Annotated in this window: 22 protein-coding genes, 1 tRNA gene and 1 riboswitch; of the genes, 16 read left to right on the top strand and 7 right to left on the bottom strand. The window is 59.7% G+C overall.

The window, feature by feature from the left end; genetic code table 11:
• Positions 1-21: 21 nt before the first annotated feature.
• Positions 22-1,518, top strand: a complete 1,497-nt coding sequence (locus AD948_RS09220; protein ID WP_061471591.1) for a glycosyltransferase — start codon at positions 22-24, stop codon at positions 1,516-1,518.
• A gap of 183 nt (positions 1,519-1,701) precedes the next feature.
• Here AD948_RS09220 and AD948_RS09215 read toward each other — a convergent pair whose 3' ends face one another.
• The 4 genes from AD948_RS09215 to AD948_RS09200 are packed head-to-tail and all read right to left on the bottom strand — an operon-like array spanning position 1,702 to position 5,205.
• Positions 1,702-2,292 (bottom strand): PqiC family protein, encoded by a 591-nt coding sequence (locus tag AD948_RS09215; RefSeq protein WP_039903505.1) that lies wholly within the window; start codon positions 2,290-2,292, stop codon positions 1,702-1,704.
• Positions 2,289-3,245: an MlaD family protein gene (locus AD948_RS09210; RefSeq protein ID WP_006557671.1), complete on the bottom strand. Its 957-nt coding sequence runs from the start codon at positions 3,243-3,245 to the stop codon at positions 2,289-2,291. Before AD948_RS09210 ends, AD948_RS09215 begins: the two co-directional genes overlap by 4 nt.
• 6 nt (positions 3,246-3,251) lie before the next feature.
• Complete coding sequence (locus AD948_RS09205; RefSeq protein ID WP_006557672.1) at positions 3,252-4,034, bottom strand: ABC transporter ATP-binding protein; 783 nt, start codon at positions 4,032-4,034, stop codon at positions 3,252-3,254.
• A 1-nt stretch (position 4,035) separates the two neighbouring features.
• The gene (locus AD948_RS09200; RefSeq protein WP_035381349.1) at positions 4,036-5,205 is read right to left on the bottom strand and encodes an ABC transporter permease; all 1,170 of its coding nucleotides are present in this window, start codon (positions 5,203-5,205) and stop codon (positions 4,036-4,038) included.
• A 294-nt stretch (positions 5,206-5,499) separates the two neighbouring features.
• On the opposite strand from AD948_RS09200, the gene truB reads away from it, so the two are divergent.
• The 4 genes from truB (at position 5,500) to AD948_RS09180 (ending at position 10,643) form a co-directional block, all read left to right on the top strand.
• Positions 5,500-6,414 (top strand): tRNA pseudouridine(55) synthase TruB, encoded by a 915-nt coding sequence (gene truB / locus AD948_RS09195; RefSeq protein ID WP_035381347.1) that lies wholly within the window; start codon positions 5,500-5,502, stop codon positions 6,412-6,414.
• Positions 6,415-6,441: 27 nt separating this feature from the next.
• The gene (gene rpsO, locus AD948_RS09190; RefSeq protein ID WP_006557675.1) at positions 6,442-6,711 is read left to right on the top strand and encodes a 30S ribosomal protein S15; all 270 of its coding nucleotides are present in this window, start codon (positions 6,442-6,444) and stop codon (positions 6,709-6,711) included.
• A gap of 294 nt (positions 6,712-7,005) precedes the next feature.
• Positions 7,006-9,165 carry a polyribonucleotide nucleotidyltransferase gene (gene pnp, locus AD948_RS09185; protein ID WP_035381302.1) on the top strand — a complete coding sequence of 720 codons (2,160 nt, stop codon included), beginning with the start codon at positions 7,006-7,008 and terminating at the stop codon, positions 9,163-9,165.
• 59 nt (positions 9,166-9,224) lie between these two features.
• On the top strand, positions 9,225-10,643 hold the full coding sequence (locus AD948_RS09180) for an NAD(P)H-dependent flavin oxidoreductase (protein WP_006557677.1): 1,419 nt from the start codon (positions 9,225-9,227) through the stop codon (positions 10,641-10,643).
• A gap of 234 nt (positions 10,644-10,877) precedes the next feature.
• Here AD948_RS09180 and AD948_RS09175 read toward each other — a convergent pair whose 3' ends face one another.
• Positions 10,878-11,063, bottom strand: a complete 186-nt coding sequence (locus AD948_RS09175; RefSeq protein WP_035381345.1) for a YqaE/Pmp3 family membrane protein — start codon at positions 11,061-11,063, stop codon at positions 10,878-10,880.
• A gap of 269 nt (positions 11,064-11,332) precedes the next feature.
• On the opposite strand from AD948_RS09175, the gene gyrA reads away from it, so the two are divergent.
• The 4 genes from gyrA to AD948_RS09155 all read left to right on the top strand — a co-directional run bounded on the left by gyrA (position 11,333) and on the right by AD948_RS09155 (position 15,510).
• Entirely contained in the window at positions 11,333-14,113 is a 2,781-nt protein-coding gene (gene gyrA, locus AD948_RS09170; protein ID WP_006557679.1) for a DNA gyrase subunit A, read from the top strand.
• Positions 14,110-14,640, top strand: a complete 531-nt coding sequence (gene coaD, locus AD948_RS09165; RefSeq protein ID WP_006557680.1) for a pantetheine-phosphate adenylyltransferase — start codon at positions 14,110-14,112, stop codon at positions 14,638-14,640. Before gyrA ends, coaD begins: the two co-directional genes overlap by 4 nt.
• Positions 14,641-14,687: 47 nt before the next feature.
• Positions 14,688-15,182 (top strand): peptidylprolyl isomerase, encoded by a 495-nt coding sequence (locus tag AD948_RS09160; RefSeq protein WP_006557681.1) that lies wholly within the window; start codon positions 14,688-14,690, stop codon positions 15,180-15,182.
• 252 nt (positions 15,183-15,434) lie between these two features.
• Positions 15,435-15,510 (top strand) — tRNA-Lys (locus AD948_RS09155).
• 284 nt (positions 15,511-15,794) lie between these two features.
• On the opposite strand, the gene AD948_RS09150 is transcribed toward AD948_RS09155, so the two are convergent.
• On the bottom strand, positions 15,795-16,715 hold the full coding sequence (locus tag AD948_RS09150; protein WP_061471633.1) for a LysR family transcriptional regulator: 921 nt from the start codon (positions 16,713-16,715) through the stop codon (positions 15,795-15,797).
• A 141-nt stretch (positions 16,716-16,856) separates the two neighbouring features.
• Entirely contained in the window at positions 16,857-17,027 is a 171-nt protein-coding gene (locus tag AD948_RS18185) for a hypothetical protein (RefSeq protein WP_156479000.1), read from the bottom strand.
• Between the two features lie 225 nt (positions 17,028-17,252).
• Here AD948_RS18185 and AD948_RS09140 point away from each other — a divergent pair, with 225 nt between their 5' ends.
• From AD948_RS09140 to AD948_RS18525, 7 genes are all read left to right on the top strand, one after another.
• Positions 17,253-19,928 carry a hypothetical protein gene (locus tag AD948_RS09140; protein WP_169797405.1) on the top strand — a complete coding sequence of 892 codons (2,676 nt, stop codon included), beginning with the start codon at positions 17,253-17,255 and terminating at the stop codon, positions 19,926-19,928.
• 154 nt (positions 19,929-20,082) lie between these two features.
• Entirely contained in the window at positions 20,083-20,547 is a 465-nt protein-coding gene (gene speD, locus AD948_RS09135) for an adenosylmethionine decarboxylase (protein WP_006557687.1), read from the top strand.
• A 97-nt stretch (positions 20,548-20,644) separates the two neighbouring features.
• On the top strand, positions 20,645-21,517 hold the full coding sequence (gene speE, locus AD948_RS09130; RefSeq protein ID WP_061471583.1) for a polyamine aminopropyltransferase: 873 nt from the start codon (positions 20,645-20,647) through the stop codon (positions 21,515-21,517).
• Between the two features lie 69 nt (positions 21,518-21,586).
• A riboswitch (glycine riboswitch) is annotated at positions 21,587-21,676 on the top strand.
• A gap of 172 nt (positions 21,677-21,848) precedes the next feature.
• Positions 21,849-22,982, top strand: a complete 1,134-nt coding sequence (gene gcvT / locus AD948_RS09125; protein WP_061471631.1) for a glycine cleavage system aminomethyltransferase GcvT — start codon at positions 21,849-21,851, stop codon at positions 22,980-22,982.
• A gap of 50 nt (positions 22,983-23,032) precedes the next feature.
• On the top strand, positions 23,033-23,398 hold the full coding sequence (gcvH, locus tag AD948_RS09120; protein WP_006557690.1) for a glycine cleavage system protein GcvH: 366 nt from the start codon (positions 23,033-23,035) through the stop codon (positions 23,396-23,398).
• A gap of 153 nt (positions 23,399-23,551) precedes the next feature.
• On the top strand, positions 23,552-26,470 hold the full coding sequence (gene gcvP, locus AD948_RS09115; RefSeq protein WP_082782384.1) for an aminomethyl-transferring glycine dehydrogenase: 2,919 nt from the start codon (positions 23,552-23,554) through the stop codon (positions 26,468-26,470).
• Positions 26,430-26,647: hypothetical protein (locus AD948_RS18525; protein ID WP_211264466.1), on the top strand; the 218-nt coding region annotated here is incomplete at its 3' end. The genes gcvP and AD948_RS18525, both read left to right, overlap by 41 nt.

Here is a 26,647-nt window from a genome sequence, read left to right as displayed (position 1 = left end):
AGACAGAACACAGGCGGCGTTTTGAAGTATCTTTTCATCCACCAGAATTTTCCGGGCCAGTATCTGCATCTTGTGCGCCACCTTGTGCGGCAGGGCGGGAACGAGATTGTTTTTATCAGTGAAGACAATGCGAACGTCATTCCCGGTGTGCGCCGTGTGCGTTACCGCGTGCCGCGCATGGCAACGGACAGGGCCCATCCCGGTGTGCGCGATCTGGATATGGGGCTCATGCGGGCGGATGCCGTTGCCAAGGCTGCCCAGACCCTGAAAACTCTGGGTTTTGTGCCTGACATTATTCTGGGCCACCACGGATGGGGAGAACTGCTGAACATTCAGGACGTGTACCCAAACGTGCCTGTTCTTGGGTATTTTGAATTCTATTACCACACGGAGCCCGGCTTTGATGTGGATTTTGACCCGGAATTTCCCATGGCTCCGGAGGTCATTCCCTTGGTGCGGGCCAAGAATACGGTCAATCTGCTGGCCCTGACCAATCCCGGCTATGGGCAGACCCCCACGGAATTTCAGAAAAGTACCTATCCGGGCTGGGCGCAGGACAACATTACCGTCCTGCGGGAAGGGGTGGACCTTGAAATGTGCCGCCCAGACCCGAAAGCAGCCAAGAAAACGCTAAAAGTGGGGGATGTACGCATTACCCCCAAGCATAAGCTGGTGACATATGTTGCGCGTGATCTGGAACCCTACCGTGGGTTCCACGAATTCATGCGCGCTCTGCCGCGGGTTCTGGATGAACAGCCCGACGCGCAGGTGGTGGTGGTGGGCGGAGATGGCGTCAGCTACGGCGCGCGCCTGCCGTCCGGTTGCTGGCGCGAAATCATGCTTGAGGAACTGAAGGGCAGGCTTGATCTCTCCCGCATTCATTTTGTGGGCAAGGTTTCTTACGAAACATTCCGTGCCTTATTGCAGCGTTCAGATGCGCATGTATATCTGACCTACCCCTTTGTAGCCTCATGGTCTCTGCGGGAGGCCATGGCCATGGGGTGCGCATTGGTGGGGAGCGCCACGGCGCCGGTTGAAGAATTCATTACGGATGGTGAAACAGGCCTTCTTGCCCCGTTCACGGAGCCAGAGCGGATTGCTGACGCCATTCTTGAGCTTCTGACCAACAAGCCGCTGGCCAAGCGTCTTCGCGCTGCGGTGCGGCAGGAAGCCGAACGCTCGCTCTGTATGGCGTCCTATCTGGCGGATTATGAAAAACTGATTGCGCGCCTGATCAAGGACCATTCCACGACAGAGCAGGTTCTGGATAAACAGGTTCAGACGAAAGATCAGGAAAAAGACGCTGCGGTTGTACAGGCGTCTGCGTCAAAACCCCGCAGGGCCAGAAAAACGGTGGCTAAAACCAATGGCGCTGCCCCGCCTGCAACTCCGGTCAAAGCGCCTGCTCGTGCCCGTGTTGCGGTAAAAAAGGTCGCGCCAGCCAAGGTTGCGGCAAAGACCGCAGTGGTGGCTAAGTCCTCTCCATCCGTTCGGAAAAAACGCCGTCCTTCTGTGTGACAATCTCCCCTGCGACCCTTTGGGTTCGCAGGCTGGCAGGCTTCTCTTGTCGTCGGGCCGAAAGGTCTCCTCATATTCCAGTCGTGCCATGTCCCGCTGGAGGCATCCGGGCGGACGGGCTCCCTTCCGCTATACATCCTCGCACATAGGCAACAGGCAGGGGGAGGCCTTTCGAGCGACCTCTCAGATATGCGGCGGGATGGACATGTTCACCCGGTCTGCCAACTGAAGGGTCATGTGGCGCATCAATGCAGCCACATCCGAATCCGTGGCGACTGAGCCGGATGCGGTCAGATGTGCACGGTCACGAATCAGCGGCTTGTTGGGGTCCTGCGGCAGAACAGCCCAGTTTGCATCCAGCACGGCCTGCCCGTTGGCATCCACATCAAAGCGGGAAATGTTGACCTGCACCCGCAGCGTGGCCACGTCCACCAACGGCTGATCCGTAATCAGTTCATTGGGGTGGGAGTTAGCAATCTCGTTGGTAATCAGGTCCGTCATGCCAAGGGAAAGGCGTGTCGCCCAACGGGATTTCGGGCTGCGCACAATTTCTTCCCCATTGCGCAGCACCATGTCCTGAGAATCCAGATAATCCGGAATCACCACGCGGCTGATCTGAATGGTGGTGGCGCGGGAGGACAGGTGCGGCTGCCGCACTTCCTGATCAGAGGGCATGCCAAGGGTGTAAAGCCGCAACGGGGGCGAGGCACAGGCTGAAAGCAGGGCGCAGGCTGTAAGGGCGGTAAAGGCCAGACGGCGGGCGGAAAACATCATGGACGGCGTCCCATCAGCAGAAGTTGCGGGTTGCGTTCAACATCACTGGCAAAGCCACGCAGGGAGGCGGCGGCGGTCGCAATATCCCGCAGGGCAGCGTCCAGATTGGCCCGATCAGCCGAGCGCGGAGAGATAATGCCCTGCAGGCTGTCCAGCGCTTTGGTGGCAGACACCATGGTGGCGTGAATATCTGCCCCACGCCCGCTTAGCTGTGTGGTGCCGGTTTCCAGCAGCGTGTCCATTTTGGAGAGCGTGATATCCAGCTTGCTCTGAAGGTCGCGGATCGCCTGCGTGGCAGCCTGCACCGTGTCATGTGAGCGGTCGGTCGTGACTTTCATGCTGGCGATCAACGGCGGCAGATCATCGTTCAGCTTGTCACTGAGGGACTGGATGGAGCGCAGCGTATCATCCGCGTGGTGCGCAATATCCTTCACGGGAAGCTGGCCCAGCGTGTCCTTCAGCTTTTCCATGGTGGACAGACGAGCGGGAATTTCCGGCAGATCCGTAATGCGCGGGTGCAAAACAGCAGGGGCGGACTTGTCAAAATCCAGTTCGATGTTGGATTGCCCGGTTACAAAGCTTTGCAGGTTCAGTTCTGCGCGCAGGCCGTTGGCAATCATGTCCTGCACCCGCACCTTGGTGTCCCCCGGTACATCGCGCACCACATGGATCTGGTCCGGCTCAAGGGTCAGTACAACGGGAATGTAGGCTTTGTGGTCCAGCGGATCAAAACGCAGCGTGATGCTTTTGACAGACCCCACCTTCACACCACGGAAGTTGACGGGTGCGCCCACGGCCAGACCCGTGATGGAGTTCTGAAACACCACTGCGGCCTCCCGCGAGGGGGTGAAAAAGCGCATGTGCCCGAACAGCATGATGATGGCCAGCCCCAGTAAGCCGCCGCCTATCACAAACGCGCCGATCAGGGTTTTCCGGTTTGTGCCTTCAGCCATGCTGCTTCAGCCCTTTGTCTCAGAGGCAGGAGCGATGTCCGCCTTACGGTTCATGAATGCCACCACTTCAGGAATGGTGTTGTGGTCGCGCAGATCCCGCGGAGACCCACGGGCAATGGGGGTGTGAGTGCGGGCATCCAGAAAGATGCCGTCATCCGCAATCTTGAACAGGCTGGGCAGTTCGTGGCTGACAATCACAATTGTCGCGCCAAGCCCATCCCGCAGGGTCAGGATCAGATCATCCAGCCGGGCGGAGGTAATGGGGTCCAGCCCGGCGGAGGGTTCATCAAAAAACAGGATGTCAGGCTCCAGCGCAATGGCGCGGGCCAGCCCGGCCCGTTTGCGCATGCCGCCGGAAATTTCAGATGGCATCAGGTCAATGGCCTGCTCCATGCCCACAAAGCCCAGTTTGAGCTCCACCAGCCGCCGGATCACCTCTGGCGTCAGGTCTGTGAACATTTCCATGGGCAGGGCCACGTTTTCCCCCACCGTCATGGAGCTCCACAGCGCGGCGCTCTGAAACAGCACGCCATAGCGATGGTTCAGCTCCGTGCGGCGCTTTTCGTTCTGTGCCCAGTAATCTTCCCCACCCACCAGAATCTGGCCGGAGGTGGGGCGCAAAAGGCCGATCATGCTTTTCAGCAGCGTGCTCTTGCCGCAGCCTGAACCGCCCATCACGGCAAAAATGGAACCGCGTTTAAGATCAAAGGAAACGTTCTGCTGAATAACCTTGGGGCCAAAGGCAATGGTCAGATCGCGCACGGAAATCAGGGTGTCTGGCTCGGTCATGTCAAATGTCCAGTGCGTTCGCGATAACTGCGAAAACCGCATCCATGGCGATAATCCCCACAATGCCGATCACCACCGCACGGGTGGCGGCAATGCCCACATCTGCCGCACTCCGTCCGGCCTTCAGGCCCACACGGCAGGCCGCCAGCGCAATAAAGCTGGCGAAAAAGAAGGATTTGACAAAGCCGAACACAAATTCATGCAGGGCCACACCATCAAACGTGGTGGTCCAGTAGCCAATGGCGGATACGCTCATCATGCTCATGGCCACTACAAACCCGCCCAGAATGGCGATCAGCGTGCCATACAGATACAAAAGCGGCATCATCAGCGCGAGCGAGAGGATGGACGGCAGCAGAATGTAGGTAGACACCGGAATGCCAAACACCTGTAGCGCGTCAATTTCCTCATTACCCAGCATGGTGGAGATGCGGGCCGCATACGCGCCGCCGGTGCGCCCCGCCATGATGATGGCGGTCATGATGGCTGAAATCTCACGGGCGCAGGCAATGCCTACCAGATTGGCCACATAGATCTCGGCTGCAAAGCGGCGCAGTTCCACCAGCCCCACAAAGGCCAGAATGGCGCCCACCAGAAAATTCACCACACCCACAATCAGCAGCGCGGATGGCCCGGCATTCCAGATATCGGTGGCCAGATCCTTCAGCCGCATCCCGCTTTTGCCGGTTACGGTTTTCAGCGCGCCCTTGGTGGTTTCTTCCGCCAGTTCGGCCACGGTGCCGGTTTCTGTCAGCGTGTTGAGGGTGATATCCCCCACCCGTTCCAGCAGTGGTGGTTTGGGGCCAGGGCCAGCGGGCTTGGCGGCTGGCTGTTCTGGCAGCAGCGCCAGCAGGCGTTGGGCAGGTTCTGGCAGATGTGTGGGGTCAAACGTCAGCCCGGCATGGCCCGCAGCCTGTTTGACATCCCACAGGAAGGTAATGAACGCGGAATCCCACTGTTGCAGGCCAGTGGTGTCTATTTGCAGCGTCTGACCCTGATGGGTCTGGTTCAGCCCATCGGTGGGGAAGGGAGCCATTCCGCCATTCTGCACCGTCCAGTCACCCTGCACATGCAGGCAGGGGGTGCCTGTGTGCATGTCCAGATCCCAATGGGGTGCGGCCCGGGGTGTCTGGCTGGCGGAGGAGGATGATGCGTTTGAATGATCAGTCATGGTGTGTGGCAACATTACGGCACGATGACAGGGCTGACCAGTCCTGCCCGCGCGCGCGGCTGGCCTGCTAAAATGGTCTGGATATTTTCAGGCGCCCACCTTCCATGGGGTGTTGGGTGGCTGGGCTGGGTCATGCAAACGGCTGGCAAACAGGCCGTGCGCCATTGCCGCGGGCGCGGCTGTCGGTTAGATGCAGCGCGGTTCTGCCGGTTGTGCAAACCGGATGCAATTTGGTGTGATGGTGCCTGTTCTGAGCCGCAAGGCCGGAGAGCGCCTGTTGAAACGGGAGTTCCCATGCGACGCAGACGGGGCAGGCCGATAAACGGCTGGCTGATTGTTGATAAACCTACAGGCATGACCTCCACGCAGGTGGTGGGGCGCGCCAAAAGGCTGTTTGATGCCCAGAAAGTGGGGCATGGCGGCACGCTGGACCCGCTGGCCACCGGGCTTCTGCCTCTGGCGTTTGGCACAGCCACCAAAACCGTGCCTTACGTGATGGATGGCACCAAGATCTACCGTTTTACCCTGAAGCTGGGTGAATCGCGCGACAGCGATGATGCGGATGGCAATGTGACCGGCCATTCTGACGTGCGCCCCACGGATGACGAACTGCGTGCCGCTCTGCCTGCCCTGACAGGGGATATCATGCAGGTGCCCCCCGTGTTCTCCGCCCTCAAGGTGGCAGGGGAGCGCGCTTATGACATGGCGCGTGATGGCCGACCGCCGGAACTGCCGCCGCGTCCGGCACGGGTGGACCGGTTTGAACTGGTCGAACGGGTGGATCAGGATACGGCCATCTTTGAGGTCGAATCCGGCAAAGGGGTGTACATGCGTGCGCTGGCGCGTGATGTGGCGCTGGCCTGTGGCACTCTTGGCCATATAATCGCGCTCAGGCGCCTGCGCGTGGGGCCTTTTACTGAGGCAGACGCAATAACACTGGACAAAATCGCCCCGAACGACGACAACGCGCATGCCTCACCGGAGCTGCTGCGTCCGGTCGCGACCGCGCTGGCCGACATCCCGGCGCTGGCCCTGACCGCTGATGAAGCTGCTTCCCTGCTGCACGGGCAGGCGCTGAGCCTTGTCGATCTGATGGGACGCATTCCCCAGACCGAAGAAGGTGAGCCTGTCCGGGCCATGGAAGGGGGGCGCGTACTGGGGATCTGCCGCCTGGAAGATGGGCTGCTGCGCCCCGTGCGGATTCTGTGAACCTGATCTTTTTTATGGAGACATGTGATGTCGATTACTGCTGAACGCCGCACGGCGCTGATTAGCGAATACCAGACGACCCCGACCGATACCGGTTCCCCGGAAGTCCAGGTTGCGATTCTGACCGAGCGGATCAATAACCTCACCGAGCATCTGAAAACCCACGCGAAGGATTTCCATTCCCGCCGTGGTCTGCTGATCCTCGTTGGCCGTCGTCGTAGCCTGCTGGACTACCTGCGCGGCAAGAGCGTTGCACGCTATGAAGCGCTGATCGCCCGTCTGGGCCTGCGCCGCTAAGAGTGCGAAGCAAAGGGTGCCCGCCTGCTGGTCAGGCGGCACCCTTTGCGTTCTCTTCGGGGCACGGCTTTGCCGTAACCCCTTGCATGTCAGCACGTTAGGCTGGATGCTAAACACGTTCGCCACAGGCTGTGAGCGCGGGAGTCTGATCCCGGCGGGCCACGGCGTTTCCGACCACATGGCGCCTGGGTGGTATAGCCGCCAGTCTCCATGCCGTCCGAGGCGCTGTCCGCTCCCTTCGGTTCTTTCCCGCCTGTTCTGTGGCTTTTGATCTGGAATGAAAGCTGGAACAGTATGAGTATTGATTTTAAGTATTATCGTAAGGAAATTGAATGGGCTGGTCGCCCGCTGGTGCTGGAAACCGGCAAGATCGCCCGTCAGGCTGATGGCGCTGTGGTTGTCACCTATGGTGAAACCGTTGTGCTGTGCACCGCCGTTGGTGCCAAGAACGTCAAGGCCGGTCAGGACTTCTTCCCCCTGACCGTCAACTATCAGGAAAAAGCCTACGCTGCTGGCAAGATCCCCGGTGGCTTCTTCAAGCGTGAAGGCCGTCCGTCTGAAAACGAAACGCTGGTCTCCCGCCTGATCGATCGCCCCATTCGTCCGCTGTTCCCCGAAGGGTTCCGCAACGAGGTGCAGGTTATCGCCACGGTGCTGACGCACGATATGGAGAATGATCCCTCCATTCCGGCGCTGATCGGCTGTTCCGCAGCGCTGACGCTGTCTGGCATTCCCTTCTTTGGCCCGGTTGCCGCAGCCCGCGTTGGCTACAAGGATGGTGCGTTCATTCTGAACCCCACCCTTGAGCAGATGAAGGACGCTGCGCTTGATCTGGTGGTGGCTGGCACGGAAGAAGGCGTGCTGATGGTGGAATCCGAAGCATCAGAACTGTCTGAAGACGTGATGCTGGAAGCCGTTACCTTTGGTCACACAGCCTTCCAGCCGGTGATTGAAGCCATCATCTCTCTGGCTGAACACGCTGCCAAAGCGCCTTGGGATCTGCCGGAAGCCTCCAAGGAAGAACAGAAGCTCCGCACCCGTGTGGACAAGGTTGGCCGCAAGCTGATTGCTGATGCCTACAAGGAAAAGGTGAAGCAGGCGCGCTACGAAAAGATCGGTGCTGCCAAGGAAGCCATCCTTGAAAAGCTGGCCGCCGAGGAACTGGACGTTGACGCTGCCAAGCCGATGCTGAAAGACCTTGAAGCCGATGTGGTTCGTACCGCCGTGCTGAAAACCGGCCTGCGTATTGATGGCCGTGATCTGGTAACGGTTCGTCCCATCGTGTCTGAAGTGGGCATTCTGCCGCGTGCGCACGGGTCCTCCCTGTTCACTCGTGGGGAAACGCAGGCGCTGGTTGTCACCACACTGGGCACCGCACAGGATGAACAGGTGATTGACGCGCTGGAAGGCGAATACCGCACCAACTTCCTGCTGCACTACAACTTCCCTCCCTTCTCCGTTGGGGAATGTGGCCGTATCGGGTCTCCTGGCCGTCGTGAAATCGGGCATGGCAAGCTGGCATGGCGCGCCATTCACCCGCTGCTGCCCAGCCGCAAGGATTTCCCGTACACCCTGCGCGTTGTGTCTGAAATCACGGAAAGCAACGGCTCTTCCTCCATGGCCACGGTGTGCGGTAGCTCACTGGCGCTGATGGATGCCGGTGTGCCGTTGAAGCGCCCGGTGGCGGGCATTGCCATGGGTCTGATCAAGGAAGGCAAGAACTTTGCCGTTCTGTCTGACATTCTGGGTGATGAAGATCACCTGGGTGACATGGACTTCAAGGTAGCGGGCACCGAACAGGGCGTGACCGCTCTGCAGATGGACATCAAGATCACGTCCATCACGCCGGAAATCATGAAGATTGCGCTGGGTCAGGCCCGTGATGGCCGCCTGCACATTCTGGGTGAAATGAGCAAGGCGCTGACGGAAGGCCGGACAGATGTGTCCTCCACAGCCCCCAAGATCACCACCCTGACCGTGCCGCGCGAAAAAATCCGTGATGTGATTGGTTCAGGCGGTAAAGTTATTCGTGAGATCGTTGAATATTCGGGTGCGAAGGTCGATATCGGAGATGATGGCACGATCACCATCGCTGCGATGTCTGACGATCAGGCCAACAAGGCCATCGAACGGATCAACGGGATTGTGGCTGAACCGGAACTGGGCCGCATTTATGACGGCAAGGTCGTCAAGACGGCTGATTTCGGTGCGTTCGTGAACTTCCTGGGCGCGCGTGATGGGCTGGTTCACATCTCTGAACTGTCTCAGGGCCGTGTGGGCAAGACCACCGATGTTGTGAAGCAGGGCGATGCCGTGAAGGTCAAAGTGATCGGCTTTGATGATCGCGGGAAAGTTAAGCTGTCCATGCGCGTTGTCGATCAAGAAACCGGAGCCGATATCACAGAAACCGTGGGCGCAAAGCCTGCGCGGGCTCCCCGTCGGGATGCTGAATAAGCATCCCCCAAGGGGTGCTTTGCACAGCAGCGCTGATTAAGCAGAACGATAGGACAGCAATGAAGGCGATCAACGCAGTTCGCATGGGGGGCGCAGATGTCCTGCCGCTGGTTGAAGGCGGCAAGGGCGTTTCCGTATCCACAGGTGCTTCAGCCGGAGCATGGGCTGCGGCGGGCGGGGCCGGTACGGTCTCGATCGTCAATGCGGACAGTTATGATGAGGCCGGAAATCCCGTGCCTCAGATCTATCATGGCCGCACCCGGCGGGAACGGCATGAAGAACTGGTAGACTACGCCATTCGGGGCGGGATTGCGCAGGCGCGCATCGCGCACGAGATGGCAGGCGGCAAAGGCCGTATCCACGCCAATATCCTGTGGGAAATGGGCTCGGCCGAACGGGTGATTACCGGCGTTCTTGACGGCGCAAAAGGGCTGATTCACGGCCTGACCTGCGGCGCGGGTATGCCGTATCGTCTCTCGGAAATTGCAGCCACGTATGGGGTGTACTACTACCCCATCGTGTCTTCCGCACGTGCCTTCAATGCGTTGTGGAAGCGGGCCTACAGCAAGGCGTCTGATCTGCTGGGCGGCGTGGTGTATGAAGATCCGTGGCGGGCTGGCGGCCATAACGGCCTCTCCAACACGGAAGACCCACTGAATCCGGAAGATCCCTATCCGCGGGTTGCGGCTCTGCGCAAGCTCATGCGCTCTTTTGGTCTGGATAACACGCCCATCATCATGGCGGGCGGCGTGTGGTGGCTGGAAGAATGGGAAGACTGGATTGATAATCCGGAACTCGGCCCGATTGTCTTTCAGTTCGGTACACGTCCGTTGCTGACCAAGGAAAGCCCCATTCCGCAGGCGTGGAAAGATCGGCTGCTGACCCTGAAAAAGGGAGACGTGTACCTCAACCGCTTCTCCCCCACAGGTTTCTATTCTTCAGCAGTCAATAACAGCTTCCTTCAGGAACTGCGTGGCCGGTCTGAACGGCAGGTTGCGTTTTCTCCTGAACCGCTGGGCGCGCATCAGGTGCCTTACGGCGTGGGCGCGCGTAAGCGTGAAGTGTTTGTTGCGGCGGAAGATTTTGAGCGTATTCGCGGGTGGGAAGCAGAAGGCTTTGTTGAAGCCATGCGCACACCGGATTCCACGCTTATTTTTGTCACGCCAGACCGTGCGCGGGAAATCATGGCAGATCAGGTGGCCTGCATGGGGTGCCTGTCTGAATGTAAGTTCTCCAACTGGAGCCAGCGCGGCCCTAATTACACTAACGGGCACAAGGCTGATCCGCGCTCCTTCTGTATTCAGAAGACGCTCCAGACCGTGGCGCATGCCAACGGCCCGGATGCGGAAGACATCATAGATCACAACCTGATGTTTGGTGGCACCAACGCATGGCGCTTTGCAACTGACCCGTTCTATTCCAACGGGTTTGTGCCAACCGTCGGTCAGTTGGTGGAAAAGATCCTCACCGGGCGCTAAGCCCCGCAGGCTTTTCAAAAGTGATCATCTGTTGCGGCTTTTGTTATGAGGCCACAACAGCAGAAAAGGACGCTTCGGCGTCCTTTTTTGTGCCTGCGGCGAGGGGGGCTTGCTTTCCTTAACCAAACAAAGAGGCAGCCCGTTTTGCGACGGGAGGCTGGATGAGGCAGCAAGAATTGCAGGGGCAGTCATGAGGGCGTCAAACTAATCCGGAATATAACCGCAGCGGCCTTATTACTTTCCCATCCGGGCAATTTTCTGGTCGGTCTTATACTGGCTCAGAGCGTAAACGGACCAGATGGCTGCCGGAATCCAGCCAATGATTGTTACCTGCAACACCAGACAGATCAGGCCAGCGAAGGGACGCCCGATGGTGAAGAACTGAAGCCATGGTAAAAGCAGGGCCAGAAGAAGGCGCATGGGAGGTCATCCTTGTCTTGTGGGCGAGAAGAACGCCCTGAAGGGGAGGATGGCTGCTGTGCTGCCGCAAAACAAGCCCCATTGCGTGCTTTGGCGCGTGAGAGACAGGGGTAGCCCTATGTGCGTTCGCCTTTGTGTGCTAGAAGAGAAACACTCACAGCCAGACTGCTGTACAGGCCGGGTTTTGCCCGGTTCAGCGGCCCGGCGCACAACAGTTTTCAGGCGCGCCTCATTCCCTCAGGCGCGCGGCATGACAAGACGGATGGACCTTGACCGAGATTTCTGACCAGCCGGGATCGCCGGAGCCTTCTGACCTTCTGCCTGTCACCATTGAGGAGGAGATGCGCTCCTCCTACCTCGCGTATGCGATGTCGGTGATTGTCAGCCGTGCCCTGCCTGATGTGCGAGACGGCCTGAAGCCGGTGCATCGGCGTATTCTGTACGCCATGCATGAAAGTGGCTTCACGCACGATAAACCCTACCGCAAATCGGCCCGTGCGGTGGGTGACGTGATGGGTAAATACCATCCGCACGGTGACTCCTCCATTTACGATGCCATGGTCCGTATGGCGCAGTCCTGGTCCATGCGCGTCAAGCTGATTGACGGGCAGGGGAACTTTGGTTCCGTGGATGGGGATAGCCCGGCGGCCATGCGTTACACGGAAGCGCGGCTGGCCAAGGCTGCCACCTTCCTGCTGAACGACATTGACCGCGATACGGTTGATTTCCAGCCCAACTATGATGAAAGCGAGCAGGAACCAACCGTTCTGCCCGCAGCTTTCCCCAACCTGCTTATCAATGGCGCCACCGGCATTGCCGTGGGTATGGCCACCAACATTCCGCCCCACAACCCGGCGGAAGTGATTGATGCAACCCTCGCTCTTATCGAAAAACCCGATATGGAGCTTGAAGAGTTGATGGAGCATGTGCCGGGACCGGACTTCCCCACAGGCGGCATCATTCTGGGGCGCTCAGGCATCCGCAGCGCGTTTGCTACCGGCCGTGGCGCGATCATTATTCGTGCCCGCGCCGAGGTTGAGGAAATCCGCAAGGATCGCAAAGCCATTGTGATCACGGAAATTCCGTATCAGGTGAACAAGGCCACCCTGCAGGAGCGCATCGCCGAACTGGTGCGCAACAAGCAGATTGAAGGCATATCAGACATCCGCGATGAATCGGACCGGTCCGGCATGCGGGTGGTGATTGAAATCAAGCGGGACGCCACGCCGGAAGTGGTGCTGAACCACCTCTACCGTTACACCCAGTTGCAGACGTCCTTTGGCGTGAACATGCTGGCGCTGGATGGCGGCAAGCCTCGCCTGATGGGGCTGAAGGATGTTCTGTCCGCCTTTGTTTCCTTCCGTGAAGAAGTCATTCTGCGCCGGGCGCGGTTTGAACTGAACAAGGCGCGGGATCGCGGGCATATTCTGGTCGGGCTGGTGATTGCCGTCGCCAATATTGATGCCGTGATCGCCCTGATCCGCGCAGCGCCTGATGCCGCAACCGCCCGTGAATCCCTGATGGCCGCAAGCTGGGATGCCGCAGATGTCGAGCCCCTGCTGGCGCTTATCCACGATGAAGGCAATCAGGTTGTAGACGGTAAGGTCCGTCTTACTGAAGCGCAGGCCCGTGGTATTCTGGAACTGCGCCTGCAACGCCTGACCGGCCTTGAACGCGAAAAGATCCAGCAGGAACTTTCCGAAGTTGCTACCCGGATCAACGAGCTTCTTGAAATTATTGGCAGCCACATCCGCCGCATGGAAGTGCTGCGCGATGAACTGATACTGGCGCGGGCGGAAATTGCGACCCCACGCGCTACCGAAATTTCTGATTACGCAGGGGATCAGGATGATGAAAGCCTGATCGAACCCGGCCAGATGGTTGTCACCATCACGCGGGAAGGCTTCATCAAACGCACGCCGCTTGATGTCTTCCGTGCCCAGAACCGTGGTGGCCGTGGCCGCACCGGCGCAGGCACCCGCGGGGATGATATTGTGGTGCGGTCCTTCAACGCCCACACGCACCAGTGGGTGATGTTCTTCTCCTCCGGCGGCAAGGCGTATCGGGAAAAGATCTGGCGTCTGCCAGAAGCCAGCCCCACCGCCAAAGGCCGTGCGCTGGTCAATCTGCTACCTGATCTGGGTTCGGATACCATTACCGCCGTTCTGCCGCTGCCGCAGGATGAGGAGCTGTGGGAATCCTTGCATCTGGTGTTTGCGACCGCCAGCGGTGGCGTGCGCCGTAACCGGTTGAGTGATTTCCGCAACATCCGCTCCTCCGGCCTGATCGCCATGAAGCTGGATGAAGGCGATAGCCTGATTGGCGTTGCTACCTGCCGTGAAGGGCAGGATGTGTTCCTGGCAACCCGTGGCGCACGCTGCATCCGCTTCCAGATTACGGATGAAACATTGCGCGTGTTTGCAGGCCGTGGCTCTTCCGGTGTGCGCGGCATCAGGCTGGCGGATGGCGACAAGGTGATCAGCCTTGCCGTGCTGAACCATGTTGAAGCCACGGTGGAAGAACGTTCTGCTTATCTGCGTATGGCCAATGCCAAACGCCGTGCAGAAAACGCCGCCGAAACCGAGGATGATGCCGAAACGCCGGTTGTGGATACGGATGAGGAAGAAGCCTCCTCCGGCACAACCCTGCTGACGCCGGAACGCTTTGCCGAGCTTGAAGCTGCCGAAGAAATTCTGCTGGTGGTGAGCGATGGCGGGTTTGGCCGCCGGTCTTCTGCGTATGATTACCGTGTCAGCGGTCGTGGCGGGCAGGGCATTACCAACATGACCTTCTCCTCCAACAAGCGCGGCAAGGAAGTTGCGGCCACGCTGCCGGTTCTGGATGGCACGGATGTCATGCTGGTGACGGACGCTGGCCGTCTTATCCGTGTGCCGGTCGATCAGGTGCGCGTCATGGCGCGTCAGGCCAGCGGTGTGACCCTGTTCCGCCTGAATGAGGATGAGCGCGTGACGAGCGTGTTCCCCGTCATGGATGATGGTGAGGAAGAAGGGGGCGAGGACGCCGCTGAAACACCGGGCGAAGGCGCGTGATCACAGGCGTGCGCCCTGCCCGGCGCATTGGCTTTTATGCCGGGACGTTTGATCCCGTCACCACCGGGCATCTGGACGTGATTGAACGGGCCGCCCGGTTGGTGGACCGTCTGGTGATCGGGGTGGCGGAAAACCCCGCCAAAAACCCGCTCATGCCGCTGGCGGAGCGCGTGGAGTGTGTGGAGCATGAGCTTCCCGCCATAGCTGAGCGCACAGGCGGCGAGCTGAAGGTAACGCCCTTCAACTCCCTGCTGGTGGAAGCGGTGCGTGCGCATGATGCCACACTTATTTTTCGCGGTCTGCGGGTGCTGACGGATTTTGATTATGAAATCCAGATGTCCGGCGTAAACCGGCGGCTGGATGCCACCATAGAAACCGTGTTTCTGATGGCGTCCGAGCGCACGCAGTTCATTTCCTCCCGCCTTGTGAAGGAAATTGCCGGTTATGGTGGTGCCGTTTCCGAGTTTGTCACCCCATATACACAGGAACGTCTGCTCGCCCGGCTAAAGGCGCGGGCTGCGGGGTAACAGGTGCGTTGGCGCCGGTTGCCGGAAAGAGTTAAGGAGAATTCTCTATGTCTACCGAGACAGACAAAAACGACCTGATCTACATGGATGTCCCCGCAGGCCGCGTGGTCATCCGCCTGCGTCCCGATATCGCACCGCTGGCTGCCGAGCGTATCCGTACCCTTTCTGCTGAAGGGTTTTATGATAACGTTCCCTTCCATCGTGTGATTGAAGGCTTCATGGCGCAGGCTGGTGACCCCACGGGCACAGGCACAGGTGGCAGCCCGCTGCCGGACCTGAAAGCGGAATTCACGCGGGACGCCAAGTTCCTGCGCGGCACTCTGGGCATGGCGCGTACGTCTGACCCCAACAGCGCCAACAGCCAGTTCTTCATCATGTTTGAACCATCCCCGCATCTGGATGGTCAGTACACCATTGTGGGTGACGTGATTGAAGGCATGGAAAACATCGACAAAATCAAGCGCGGTGGCGGCGCGTCCGGCATGGTGCGTGAGCCCGACCGGATTATCAAAATGCGTCCGGCTTCTTCTGAAACTGCCTGATTGTTTCAGAATTTATCCAGACAGAAAGCGCGGCCCCGCAACGGGCCGCGTTTTTTTGTTGGGGGAGATATTTCGGGAGACCGCGCCTGCCATCAAGAAGGGGTGTTGGTGTTTTCAGGAGCCCTTTTGCGCGTTATGGGCTTGAAAAAGCATGTCATCGCTTGACACGGGGGGAATGATCCGTCTAGACAGCGTCCCAACAGAGGGCGCACCCTGTTTCAAACCGAGTGTTGCTATTCTGCAAGATGGTGTGAGCCGGTAGCTCAGTTGGTAGAGCATTCGACTTTTAATCGAATGGTCGAGGGTTCGAGTCCCTCCCGGCTCACCATTCTTCCCCACAAGATAAGGGTTATAAAGCAGAGTTTCCACAGAAACCGGGACTCGACTCCGGATTCGTATAACCTGTTTTTTTTATTGCCTTTTTCTGATTCACCTCCGAATCGGGCTGCGTAATCTGTACCCGTTATCCACAGATTTACCCACTGCCCCTATCCCTGCACCCGGAGAGTGGTGCGGCGCGCGCAGAATGTGTGGAAAAAACCATGCACCTCATCACAGAACCAGAGTGACTGTGTGGCGGATGGCCAGCGCTGTCTGCCCCTAGGGAACGGCTCAGGGGAGATCCTGTTCCCATGGGGGAACGGGGCCGTAGCATTCCACCAGATAATCGATCATGGCCCTTACCTTTAACGGGGTTGTCTGGCCGGGGGCGTAAACAGCGTGCAGGGGCGGGGCTTCCATCAGGGGCTCATCAAGCGTTATGGCCTGCAACTGGCCGGAACGCAGTTCATTGCTCACCACAAAAACGGGAAGATAGATCAGCCCTTCCCCCGCAACGGCTGCTTCACGCAAGGCATCGCCATTGTTGGCGCAGAGCGGGCCGGAAATAGAGACCCCGTGCTCTCCCTTCGCACCGAAATTCCAGCGGCTCGGGTTACCGGGGTCTCCCAAAGTGTACCCCAGGCATTTGTGCTGGCTCAGTTCCTCAATGCGCTGCGGCGTGCCGGCCTGCGCCAGATAGGCGGGGGAGGCACACACCACGCAGCGTATGGGCGCGAGCTTGCGTGTGCGCAGGCTGCTGGGGGCCATGTGCTTGATCCGCAGGGTAAGGTCCCAGCCTTCTTCAATCAGGTCCACTGCGCGGTCATTCAGGCCGAGCTCCACCGTCACCAATGGGTGTCGGCGGTTAAATTCGGGCAGCAGAGGGGCAACATAGCGTATGGCAAGGGAAACAGGGGCATTAAGCCGCAGCCGCCCCTGTGGTTCGCGCCGCTGGGCGGTTACGGTCCGCTCCACTTCATCCAGATCAGCCAGAATTTTCTGGCATCCTTCCAGAAACAGCCGTCCGGCTTCTGTCAGCGATAATTTGCGCGTACTGCGATGGAAAAGGGTTACACCCATCTGCCGCTCAAGCGCTGTGATGTGCTTTGTCACCATGGTTTGGGAAAGGGAAAGCGCCCGCCCGGCAGCCGTAAAATTGCCGGTGGCCACAACCTTTACGAAAACCTGCATGCTTGTAATGCGGTCCAGCATAAAATCCACGCACGGGGTTAGGAGGGCAGTAAATGCGCCAGAAATCTGCTGGCGGCGTCACCCTATCATGGTTTGTTCGTGCCGTGCTGGTTTTGCCAGTGTGGTGGCGTGTGCCGCCAGAAGGGCTGAAAAGCCCGAGGTTTAGTAGCGCGAGCCGGGTGGGCGGCCGCGGTAATCATTGTAATACCCATGGTCATGCCGCCCGTGGCGGTAACCATCCCTGTCATGATAGCGGTGCGGGCCAGAATAACAGCCAGCAAGGCCCAGTGGCAGCAAAAGCAGAAGAAGCGCCGGAACAGATAATTTCTTCATGGAATCCTCCAGAGCAAGAAAGCCATCTGATGTGGCTAAAGCGGTAATGAGGCTTTTTAACGTTCTCTCCGTTCCCGGCGTTCCGCAGCCTGCGCGGTTTGTCTTTTCCTTTGTCAGCCTTGGCGATCAGTGCAAAGAGAGGGCACACTCACCGGGGCGCTGGGTGTGCGCTATTGCCCGCCATTCATGGCGTGGCGAAACCAGACAGGGAGCAACAGAAACCTCGTGACGGGACGGAACAGAACAGACCGGATCATGGTTTCTTGCCTGCTGCTTCAGGCGTTGGTGGTAGCGCCTGCCACAGCGGAAGGCGTGGATGGGCTGCAGCGGGCTCCGGTAGCGGCTGTCACGCAGGATGCTCTGGGCCAGAAAGGCGACCAAAACGCCCAGACAGCACTGTTTCTGCCTTTTGATGCGCAAACCGGCATTGCGGCGTTCTGGTCCGGCCCGGATTTTATTGTGGTGGCAGACCAGCCTGTACCGGCCATGATGCGTGCGTCTGGCGGAACAGGTGTGTTTTCCGGCCTGACAGTCACCGTGCTGGATCACGCCACTCTGTTGCGCATCCCTCTGCCGCAACACCCTGCCTTGCGGCTCTCGCGCCAGAAAGAAGGCTGGCAGTTACAAGCGCCGGAACCTGCATCTTTACAGAAAAAGGATGGGCAGACGGCGCTGGCTCCTTCCGGCGCAGCAGGGGGCGGTACGCCTCCTGCGTCGGCTGCCGCTTCCACGTCTGCTCCTGCTCCGGCTACGACTGCGGCTGCCACTTCCGCTTCCGCTACCACTACCACTACCACTGGGGCCGCAACTTCCGCTTCCGCAGGCTCCTCCTCTCCGTCCCCTTCTTCTACGGTTACGCTGTCGTCCACGGGGGCCGCGTTGGCGGGCAAGCCATCTTCTGGCGGGGGAGGGGGGGCTGCGTCTCTGCACACAATTACGGCGCAGCCTGCGCCCGGTTATGTGCTGTTTCCGTTGCAACAGCCTGGGCATGAGTTTGAATTGCCGGACCCCGCTACCGGCGCGCGGCTGCTGATTGCAACATCCCGCACGGCCTCAGGCGGCGTGGCGCAGGCGCAGCACGCGGTTGGTTATTCCGTAAGGCCCACACTTGAAGGTGTGGTGGTGGAAGCCGATGCCGATCAGATCGTGATGCAGGGCACGGCCAAAGGGGCCGTTCTGCACGCTGTCTCGCTGCATCCTGTGCCAGTGGGCCTCCCTTTGCCCGAACCGGTGACAGAGGCCTCCCGCCAAAAGGATTGGCAGTGGTTCGGCTTGCAGGAGGCATCGCCCGCTACTCTGGCAGCGGAGCGGGAGGAAAAACTGGCGGCGTTGGCCAAGGCGTCGCCCCGGCAGAAAAAAGCGGCGACTTTTGCCGCTGCGCAGGCGGCCTTTGCGTCCGGAGCGTTTCAGAAAGCCGCCGCGCTGCTGGCAGATATGCCAGAAACCACACCGGATTCGGGATCAGCCAGTGCTGCGGGGTCAGCCACCCTGCGGCCGGAAATAGCGCTGCGTGCGGCTTCGGCCCTGCTTGCGGGCAACCTGAAAGGCGCCCAGGCACTGGCTGCGCCGGAGTGGATCAGCCTGCCGGAGTTCCATTTGTGGCAGGGGCTGTATGGTCTGTATGCCGGGCAGAACAGCCAGCGCACCGCCATTCTGCTGGCGGCAGGGTTTGCGCAGGCGCAGCATTATCCCGCCCCGCTACGGGACCGGATTGCGCCAGCCATGGCGCTTTACATCGCCCGCTATGGCACCCCCGCCACGGTCAGGACGATGGAGCCACTGCCCGATGGCCCTGCGTATGATCTTCCCCGCGCGCTGCTACAGGCGCGGGAGGGAAAAACGGAAACAGCCCGCGTTGCACTGGAAAATCTGACAGCATCGGACGATGCTCAGCGCGCCGCCATTGCCCGCACGGAAATTGTGCGGCTGATGCAGGATGCGGATCTGATCGCGCCGGATATGGCGGCGGACGTGTACCGCAAACTGCTGAAAGGCGAGAACGGGGCTTCACCCGTGCCTGCTGACATCCGCACGCTTACTGCCGTGGGGCTTGCGCAGGCCCTCATCCGCAATGGTGAGCCCAAAGTGGCGCTGAGCGTGCTGGAAGGGCTTCAACCCAGCGCGGATGTGCCGGAGGACGCGCTGGCGGAGGCCTATCGGGCCGCTTTGTATCGGCTGGTGTTCAACGGTGCGTCCGCTTCCCTCGGCCTGCCGCCCGGCAGCGAGGAAGAACTCTCGGTCACACAGCGCACCGCGCTGGTGGCGCAGGGGCTGCCGCATGTGCCCGATGGGGCGGAGAAAGCCAAGCTGCTGCTGGGGTATGGTCACCTGCTGCTGGAGGCTGGTCATGCAGATACCGCCGCGACGGCCTTCAGTCAGGCCATTGCCATGCAGGCAGACCCGCAGGCACGGGCGGAGGGAGAAGAACTGTTGGCTCAGGCCGCCATGCAGGCGCATCAACTGGCGCTGGCGCAGATGGCTCTGGATCACGCGGTCTCCCCGCTCATGCCGGATGATCTGGCAGCCCGCAAAGCGTATGATGCCGCCCGCGTGGCGCAGGCACGCGGAGAGACGGAAAAGGCACAGGCCCTGCTGGCACATGACGAATCGGACGCAGGGCTGGATCTGCGCGGACAGCTTTATGAGGCGGACCACCGCTGGGCGGATGCCGTGCTGGTGGTGGGGCGTCTGGCCAGCCGTGGTCTGCCGCAGGATGGGGCGCTGACAGAGGCGCAACGGGCCCTTGCTTTCCGGCTGGCGACCGATGCCGCCGCCGCGCGGGACTGGGAAACCCTGCACCGTCTGAAAGACTGGCTGGCGGGCCGTACGCTGGGGCGCGAGCGTGATGCGTTGTTTACACTTCTGTTACGGCAGATGCCCCGCAGCGCCGCATCACATTGATTTCTTTCACTTCGTTTTCGGGCAATGTGAAAAAACCTGTTTTTTATGCAAGATAATGCTTGTCATGCGGGGCTATAGGCCGTAGTTACACCCGCTCTTGGCCCAAGGGGGCGATTTCGCCCAACAGGCTGTCTACTGGTTTGGGGGTACGTCAATGAACGCACTTGCTCAACTGGGGATGGTCTCGGAACTCCCGAGCAATAACCAGGCATCTTCTGTTCCGGTCTCGTCTGACGATGATCGTAAGGATTACTTCGTCGAAAAAGACGGCGAGAAATTTGCAGGCACACACCTGCTGGTCGATCTGTGGGACGCCACAAATCTGGATGATCCGGAAAAAATAGACCGGACATTGTGTGAGGCTGCCGTGGCTGCGGGAGCAACCATCCTGCACAGCCACTTCCACCACTTCACGCCCAATGGCGGCGTGTCTGGCGTGGTTGTGCTGGCGGAAAGCCATATTTCCATCCACACATGGCCAGAACGCAATTTTGCGGCCGTGGATATCTTCATGTGCGGCGCATGTGATCCGCACCTTGCCATTCCGGTCATGCAGCGCCTGTTCCAGGCAAAGCGGCTGGAAGTGGATGAGCAACGCCGTGGGCGCGTGGCTATCTAAGGTCCGTTTCCGTCTTTGATGGTGTGTTTGAGGGGGGCCAGAATAACGCCGTAACAGGCCGCGTTCTGGCCCTTTTCTTTGTTTGGGATAAAGAGACATGACTGAGCAGTGGATTGAAGAAACCCTTTATGACAACTGGGGCCAGCGCTTCCGCGTCACAAAGGAACTGGCCCGTACCAAAAGCCCGTTTCAGGACATTGTGGTCTTTGAGAGCGAGTCCCACGGCCGCGTGCTTCTGCTGGATGGCGTGGTGCAGATCACGGAACGGGATGAGTTCGTTTATCAGGAAATGCTCACCCATGTTCCGTTGTTCACCCACGGCGCTGCGCGCAATGTGCTGATTATTGGCGCGGGTGATGGCGGTGTGCTGCGCCGCGTGCTGGAACATCCCGGCGTGGAAAAAGCCGTGATGGTGGAAATTGACGGCGCGGTCATTGAACTTTCAAAACAACACCTGCCCGGCATTGCCGGAGATGCCTGGACCAACCCGCGCGCGGAAGTGATTGTGGGTGATGGCATTGATTACGTGGCAAAGGCGGCGGATGCTTCCTTTGATGTGATCATTGTGGACAGCACGGACCCCATTGGCGTGGGTGAAGTCCTGTTTACGGATTCCTTCTATCAGCATTGCGCCCGTATCCTTACGGCGGAAGGCCTGATTGTGAACCAGTGCGGCGTGCCCTTCATGCAGGCGGATGAACTGCGTGAAACCAGCGAACGCCGTGCCAAGTTCTTCCCGCATGTGTCTGCCTATGTGGCGGCTGTGCCCACCTATGTGGGCGGGTTCATGACACTGGGCATTGCCTCCAAGGGCAAAAGCCCCGTGGGGCAGGATGTGAACAGTGTGCGCACCCGCGCGCAGGATGCTGGAATTCTGGGCAACACCCAGTACTGGACGCCGGAAATTCACGTGGGCTCTTTCAATCTGCCGCCCTACATTGCCAAACATCTGCCCAAGGCAGACGCATAAAACGGGCCATTTGGCCCGCGCAGACTCTACAACCGTGATTGACTTGAAAACGCAATGATGTCACGGTTTTTATCGCGCAGAGGGAGAGACTGGCTTAGCGCCAGCGCCGAAGGAGCAACCGCCCCGGAAACTCTCAGGCAAAAGGACCTTGCGCGATAAACTTCTGGAGAGAGGCGCTTTCGCGCCCGCCGACGGGATAGCGATCTCAGGCAAAGATACAGAAGGGGCAGACGGATATTCTCTGGTCCGGGGCCCTGAACTTTGTCTTTTTATCGGTCACAGTTTTCCGAATACGCAAGGTGCCCCAGTCTTTTTGCGGAAGGCTGCGTGCATGAGCACTGATTCTCTCCTCCACACCCCTCTTTTTTCCCTGCATGAAGATCAAGGCGGCAAAATGGTGCCGTTTGCCGGTTATGCCATGCCCCTGAATTATGCAGATGGCATCATGGCCGAGCACCGCCATGTGCGCACCCATGCGGGCCTGTTTGATGTCTCGCACATGGGGCAGGTGAAGGTGCGTGCCCGCTCGGGCAGTGTGGAGGCCGCCGCCAAAGCGCTGGAACGTCTGGTCCCGGCTGATATTGTGGCCATCAAGAATGGTCGGCAGCGTTACACCCAGTTCACCAATGCCCAGGGTGGCATTCTGGATGACCTGATGGTGGCGCGGCTGGATGATACCCTGCTGCTGGTGGTCAACGCCGCGTGCAAGGCCGCCGATATTGCCCTCATGCAGGATGAACTGGTGGATTGTCTGGTAGAGCCGCTTGAAGAACGCGCTCTGCTGGCGCTTCAGGGGCCGGAAGCCGAGCAGGCGCTGGCGGCGCTTGCGCCGGATGTGAAAACCATGGCCTTCATGGATGTGCGCGCTCTGGATGTAGATGGCGCAAGCTGCGTGATTTCCCGCTCCGGCTACACCGGGGAGGACGGGTTTGAAATTTCCGTGCCCGCGCTGGATGCCTCACGCGTGGCGCGCCAGTTGCTGGCCCAGCCCAACGTTAAACCCATAGGCCTCGGCGCGCGGGACAGCCTGCGGCTTGAAGCCGGCATGTGCCTGTATGGCGCGGATATTGATGAGACGACCACGCCAGTTGAAGCAGCCCTTGAATGGTCTATTCAAAAGTCCCGCCGTAAGGGCAGTGCGCGGGAAGGGGGCTTTCCGGGCGCGGACATCATTCTGGGCCAGCTTGAAAATGGTGTGGCCCGTCGCCGTGTGGGGCTACTGGCAGAAGGCCGTGCCCCTGTGCGTGGCGGTGCCCCCCTTTATTCTGATCCCGCTTTTGCTGATGGCATAGGCAAGGTGACCTCCGGCGCCTTTGGCCCCACGGTGGAAGCCCCGGTGGCCATGGGCTATGTGGCCACCGCCTACGCCGCCCCCAAAAGCCCCGTTTTTGCCGAACTGCGAGGCCGCGCCGTGCCTGCGGTTGTGGCATCCCTGCCGTTCGTGCCTGCGCGCTTCAAACGGTAATTCTGTTTTCTCAACGGTTTCAAAAGACTTTTTTCAAGGAGTGCTGAGGCATGACACTGTATTTTACCAAAGAACATGAATGGCTGCGCGTTGAAGGTGAGTCCGCCGTGGTGGGCATTACCAAGCACGCTGCCGAAGAACTGGGCGAACTGGTGTTTGTTGAAGTGCGTGATGCCGGAACCGAGGTCAAAGCCGGTGAGTCCGTAGCCGTGGTGGAATCCGTCAAGGCGGCTTCAGACATTTATGCCCCGGTGGATGGCGAAGTGCTGGAAGGCAACGCCGCCCTGACGGATGACCCCGCCCGCGTCAGCTCCGACCCGGAAGGCGAAGGCTGGATTCTGAAATTCCGCATCACCAACCCGGATCAGCTTTCCGGCCTGCTGGATGCCGCCGCCTACGCCGCATTGATCGCCTGAGTCTGCCCGCCGGGGCGTGGAGGGCGGACTGTTCCAGCCCTCACGCCCCGGCACCCTGCCAAAGGGGCGTTGTGCTGCCCGGTTTTTGTTAGCCACAGCACCACGCCCGCCAGAAACATTCTTCCTGTTTCCCGCTTTTTCAGGATACCCCGCATGTTCACCCTTGCTTCCGGTCCGGACCGTTCCTCCGGCTGTTCTGCTGATACGCTGCCCGCTTTTGCAGGCCTGCAACCGGAGGCAGATACCTTTGTGCCCCGCCATATCGGCCCCACGGCGGACGATCAGGCGCTTATGCTCAAAACGGTTGGTGCGCCCTCGCTGGATGCGCTGATGCAGGAAACGCTGCCCGCCGCCATTCGGGCCACACAACCCATGGGTATTGGCAAGGGCTGGAGCGAGGTGGAGGTTCTGGCCCATCTGCGCACATTGGCCAACCAGAATCAGGTCATGACATCGCTGATCGGGCAGGGCTATTACGGCACCGTTCTGCCAGCCGTCATTCAGCGCAATATTCTGGAAAACCCGGCGTGGTACACGGCTTATACGCCGTATCAGCCGGAAATCAGCCAGGGCCGTCTGGAAGCGCTGCTGAACTTCCAGACCATGATTTCCGAACTGACCGGGCTGGATATCGCCAACGCGTCCCTGCTGGATGAAGCCACTGCCGCAGCGGAAGCCATGGCCATGGCGAACCGGGTGTCAAAATCCAAGGCCACAGCTTTTTTTGTAGACGCAGACTGCCACCCGCAGACCATTGCCGTTCTGAAAACACGTGCGGAACCGCTGGGCATTGCATTGGTCATTGGCGCGCCGGAAACAGATCTGGTTGCAGCAGATGTTTTTGGTGCGTTGTTCCAGTATCCGGGGTCTTCCGGTGCTCTCAAAGATCCACGCGCAACCATTGAGGCCCTGCATGCGGCGGGCGGTATTGCCGTCATGGCGGCAGACCCGTTGGCGCTGACAGTCCTGACCTCTCCCGGTGAACTGGGGGCGGATATCGCCATTGGCTCCACGCAGCGTTTTGGCGTGCCCATGGGGTTTGGTGGCCCGCACGCGGCCTATATGGCCACGCGGGATGCGTGGAAGCGCAACATGCCGGGCCGTCTGGTCGGGGTGTCCATTGATAGTCAGGGCCGCTCTGCCTACCGGCTGGCGCTGCAAACGCGCGAACAGCATATCCGGCGTGAAAAAGCGACCTCCAACATCTGCACGGCGCAGGTGCTGCTGGCCGTTATTGCGGGCATGTATGCGGTCTATCACGGGCCGGAAGGGCTGCGCGCTATTGGCCGCCGGGTTCATGGGCTGACCACCACACTGGCTGCTGGCCTGAAAGCGCTTGGTGTTACAGTCCAGACCGAACAGTTTTTTGATACCATCACCCTTCAGGTGGGCGATGGTGCTGCGGATATTCTGGCTCGCGCCCGGTCTGCTGGCCTTAACCTGCGTGATGCTGGCAAGGGGCGTATCGGTATCAGTCTGGATGAAACCTCCACCCCCAAAACTGTTCTGGCCGTATGGTCCGCTTTCTGTGCGGAACAGGGCCGGGTGGACAAAATGGCGCAGGCGCTGGCTCCGGCCACCAGCACCATTCCCGCCAGCCTGAGCCGCCAGTCTGCTTTCCTGACGCAGCCGGTGTTCAGTTCCTGCCGTTCAGAAACAGACATGCTGCGCTATCTGCGCCGTCTGGCTGATAAGGATCTGGCGCTTGACCGCACCATGATCCCGCTTGGCTCCTGCACCATGAAGCTGAACGCCACCGTGGAGATGATCCCCATCACATGGCCCGGTTTCAGTGATATTCATCCTTTTGCCCCGGCAGATCAGACGCGGGGGTATCAGGCCCTGTTTGCTGATCTGGAACGCTGGCTGTGCGCCATCAGCGGGTATGATGCTGTGTCCTTCCAGCCCAATTCCGGCGCGCAGGGTGAATATGCCGGGCTTCTGGCCATCAGCGCCTATCACCGCGCGCGGGGGGAAACCAACCGTACAGTGTGCCTGATTCCGGCCTCCGCCCACGGCACCAACCCGGCCTCCGCCCAGATGGCGGGCATGAAGGTTGTGGTGGTGAAGTGTGATGCCGGTGGCAATATTGATCTGGAAGACATGCGGGAAAAAGTGACCGCTCACGCGGCTGATCTGTCCGCCGTGATGATCACCTATCCGTCCACCCACGGCGTGTTTGAAGAAAGCATGCGTGAAATCTGTGACCTGGTGCATCAGGCCGGAGGGCAGGTGTATGTGGATGGCGCGAACATGAACGCGCAGGTGGGCCTAGCCCGCCCCGGCGATTATGGTGGCGATGTCAGCCATTTCAATCTGCACAAAACGTTCTGTATTCCGCATGGTGGCGGTGGTCCGGGCATGGGGCCAATTGGCGTCAAGGCGCATCTGGCTCCGTTCCTGCCCGGCAACCCTGCGGCGGAAGGCACGGCTCTGGCCGTCAGCGCCGCGCCGTTTGGTTCGGCCTCCATTCTGCCAATCTCCTGGGCCTATATCCGCCTGATGGGGGATGAAGGGCTGAAACGCGCCACGCAGGTAGCCATTCTGAACGCCAACTATATTGTCAGCCGTCTGATAGAAGCCTACCCGGTGCTGTATCGGGGCGCGCAGGGTCGCGTGGCGCATGAATGCATTCTGGACCTTCGCCCTTTGAAAGATGCAGCCGGTGTCACGGTGGATGACATGGCCAAGCGTCTGGTGGATTACGGCTTCCATGCGCCTACGGTCAGCTTCCCGGTGGCGGGCACCTTCATGATCGAACCCACGGAATCTGAAAGCAAAGCGGAACTCGACCGCTTCTGTGAGGCCATGCTGGCCATTCGTGAGGAAGTGCGCGCCATTGAAGCGGGCAAGCTGACGGCAGAGCAGTCCCCCCTGCGCCACGCGCCCCATACCGCCAGCGATGTCACGGCAGAGCCGTGGGACCATGCCTACACCCGTCAGGACGCCTGCTTCCCGCCCGGTGTCAGCCGTTCCAGCAAATACTGGCCACCTGTGGGGCGGATTGATAACGCCCATGGGGATCGGAATCTTGTCTGTTCCTGCCCCGATATTTCGGAATGGATGGAATAAGAAAGCCACCCGGCCACAGCAGACCCACGACAAAAGAAAAGGGCGGAGCCAGCAGGTTCCGCCCTTTTTGTTTATGAGGTTTTGTGGAATTTTTTTGAAAAAATATGGTGCAATCAAAGGCTATCTGAAAGCCCTTACCTGCCAACCTGCCAACCTGCCAACCTGCCAACCTGCCAA

The sequence above is a fragment of the Acetobacter senegalensis genome (assembly GCF_001580995.1).
GTDB lineage: Bacteria > Pseudomonadota > Alphaproteobacteria > Acetobacterales > Acetobacteraceae > Acetobacter > Acetobacter senegalensis.
This window is presented reverse-complemented; position numbering and strand designations above follow the sequence as displayed.

What these genes read in the sequence shown, in the direction of transcription:
- AD948_RS09215 (WP_039903505.1), bottom strand. Translation starts at nt 2,292, where the DNA reads ATGATGTTTTCCGCCCGCCGTCTGGCCTTTACCGCCCTTACAGCCTGC.
- AD948_RS09210 (WP_006557671.1), bottom strand. Translation starts at nt 3,245, where the DNA reads ATGGCTGAAGGCACAAACCGGAAAACCCTGATCGGCGCGTTTGTGATA.
- AD948_RS09205 (WP_006557672.1), bottom strand. Translation starts at nt 4,034, where the DNA reads ATGACCGAGCCAGACACCCTGATTTCCGTGCGCGATCTGACCATTGCC.
- AD948_RS09200 (WP_035381349.1), bottom strand. Translation starts at nt 5,205, where the DNA reads ATGACTGATCATTCAAACGCATCATCCTCCTCCGCCAGCCAGACACCC.
- truB (WP_035381347.1), top strand. Translation starts at nt 5,500, where the DNA reads ATGCGACGCAGACGGGGCAGGCCGATAAACGGCTGGCTGATTGTTGAT.
- rpsO (WP_006557675.1), top strand. Translation starts at nt 6,442, where the DNA reads ATGTCGATTACTGCTGAACGCCGCACGGCGCTGATTAGCGAATACCAG.
- pnp (WP_035381302.1), top strand. Translation starts at nt 7,006, where the DNA reads ATGAGTATTGATTTTAAGTATTATCGTAAGGAAATTGAATGGGCTGGT.
- AD948_RS09180 (WP_006557677.1), top strand. Translation starts at nt 9,225, where the DNA reads ATGAAGGCGATCAACGCAGTTCGCATGGGGGGCGCAGATGTCCTGCCG.
- AD948_RS09175 (WP_035381345.1), bottom strand. Translation starts at nt 11,063, where the DNA reads ATGCGCCTTCTTCTGGCCCTGCTTTTACCATGGCTTCAGTTCTTCACC.
- AD948_RS09160 (WP_006557681.1), top strand. Translation starts at nt 14,688, where the DNA reads ATGTCTACCGAGACAGACAAAAACGACCTGATCTACATGGATGTCCCC.
- AD948_RS09150 (WP_061471633.1), bottom strand. Translation starts at nt 16,715, where the DNA reads ATGCTGGACCGCATTACAAGCATGCAGGTTTTCGTAAAGGTTGTGGCC.
- AD948_RS18185 (WP_156479000.1), bottom strand. Translation starts at nt 17,027, where the DNA reads ATGAAGAAATTATCTGTTCCGGCGCTTCTTCTGCTTTTGCTGCCACTG.
- speD (WP_006557687.1), top strand. Translation starts at nt 20,083, where the DNA reads ATGAACGCACTTGCTCAACTGGGGATGGTCTCGGAACTCCCGAGCAAT.
- speE (WP_061471583.1), top strand. Translation starts at nt 20,645, where the DNA reads ATGACTGAGCAGTGGATTGAAGAAACCCTTTATGACAACTGGGGCCAG.
- gcvT (WP_061471631.1), top strand. Translation starts at nt 21,849, where the DNA reads ATGAGCACTGATTCTCTCCTCCACACCCCTCTTTTTTCCCTGCATGAA.
- gcvH (WP_006557690.1), top strand. Translation starts at nt 23,033, where the DNA reads ATGACACTGTATTTTACCAAAGAACATGAATGGCTGCGCGTTGAAGGT.
- gcvP (WP_082782384.1), top strand. Translation starts at nt 23,552, where the DNA reads ATGTTCACCCTTGCTTCCGGTCCGGACCGTTCCTCCGGCTGTTCTGCT.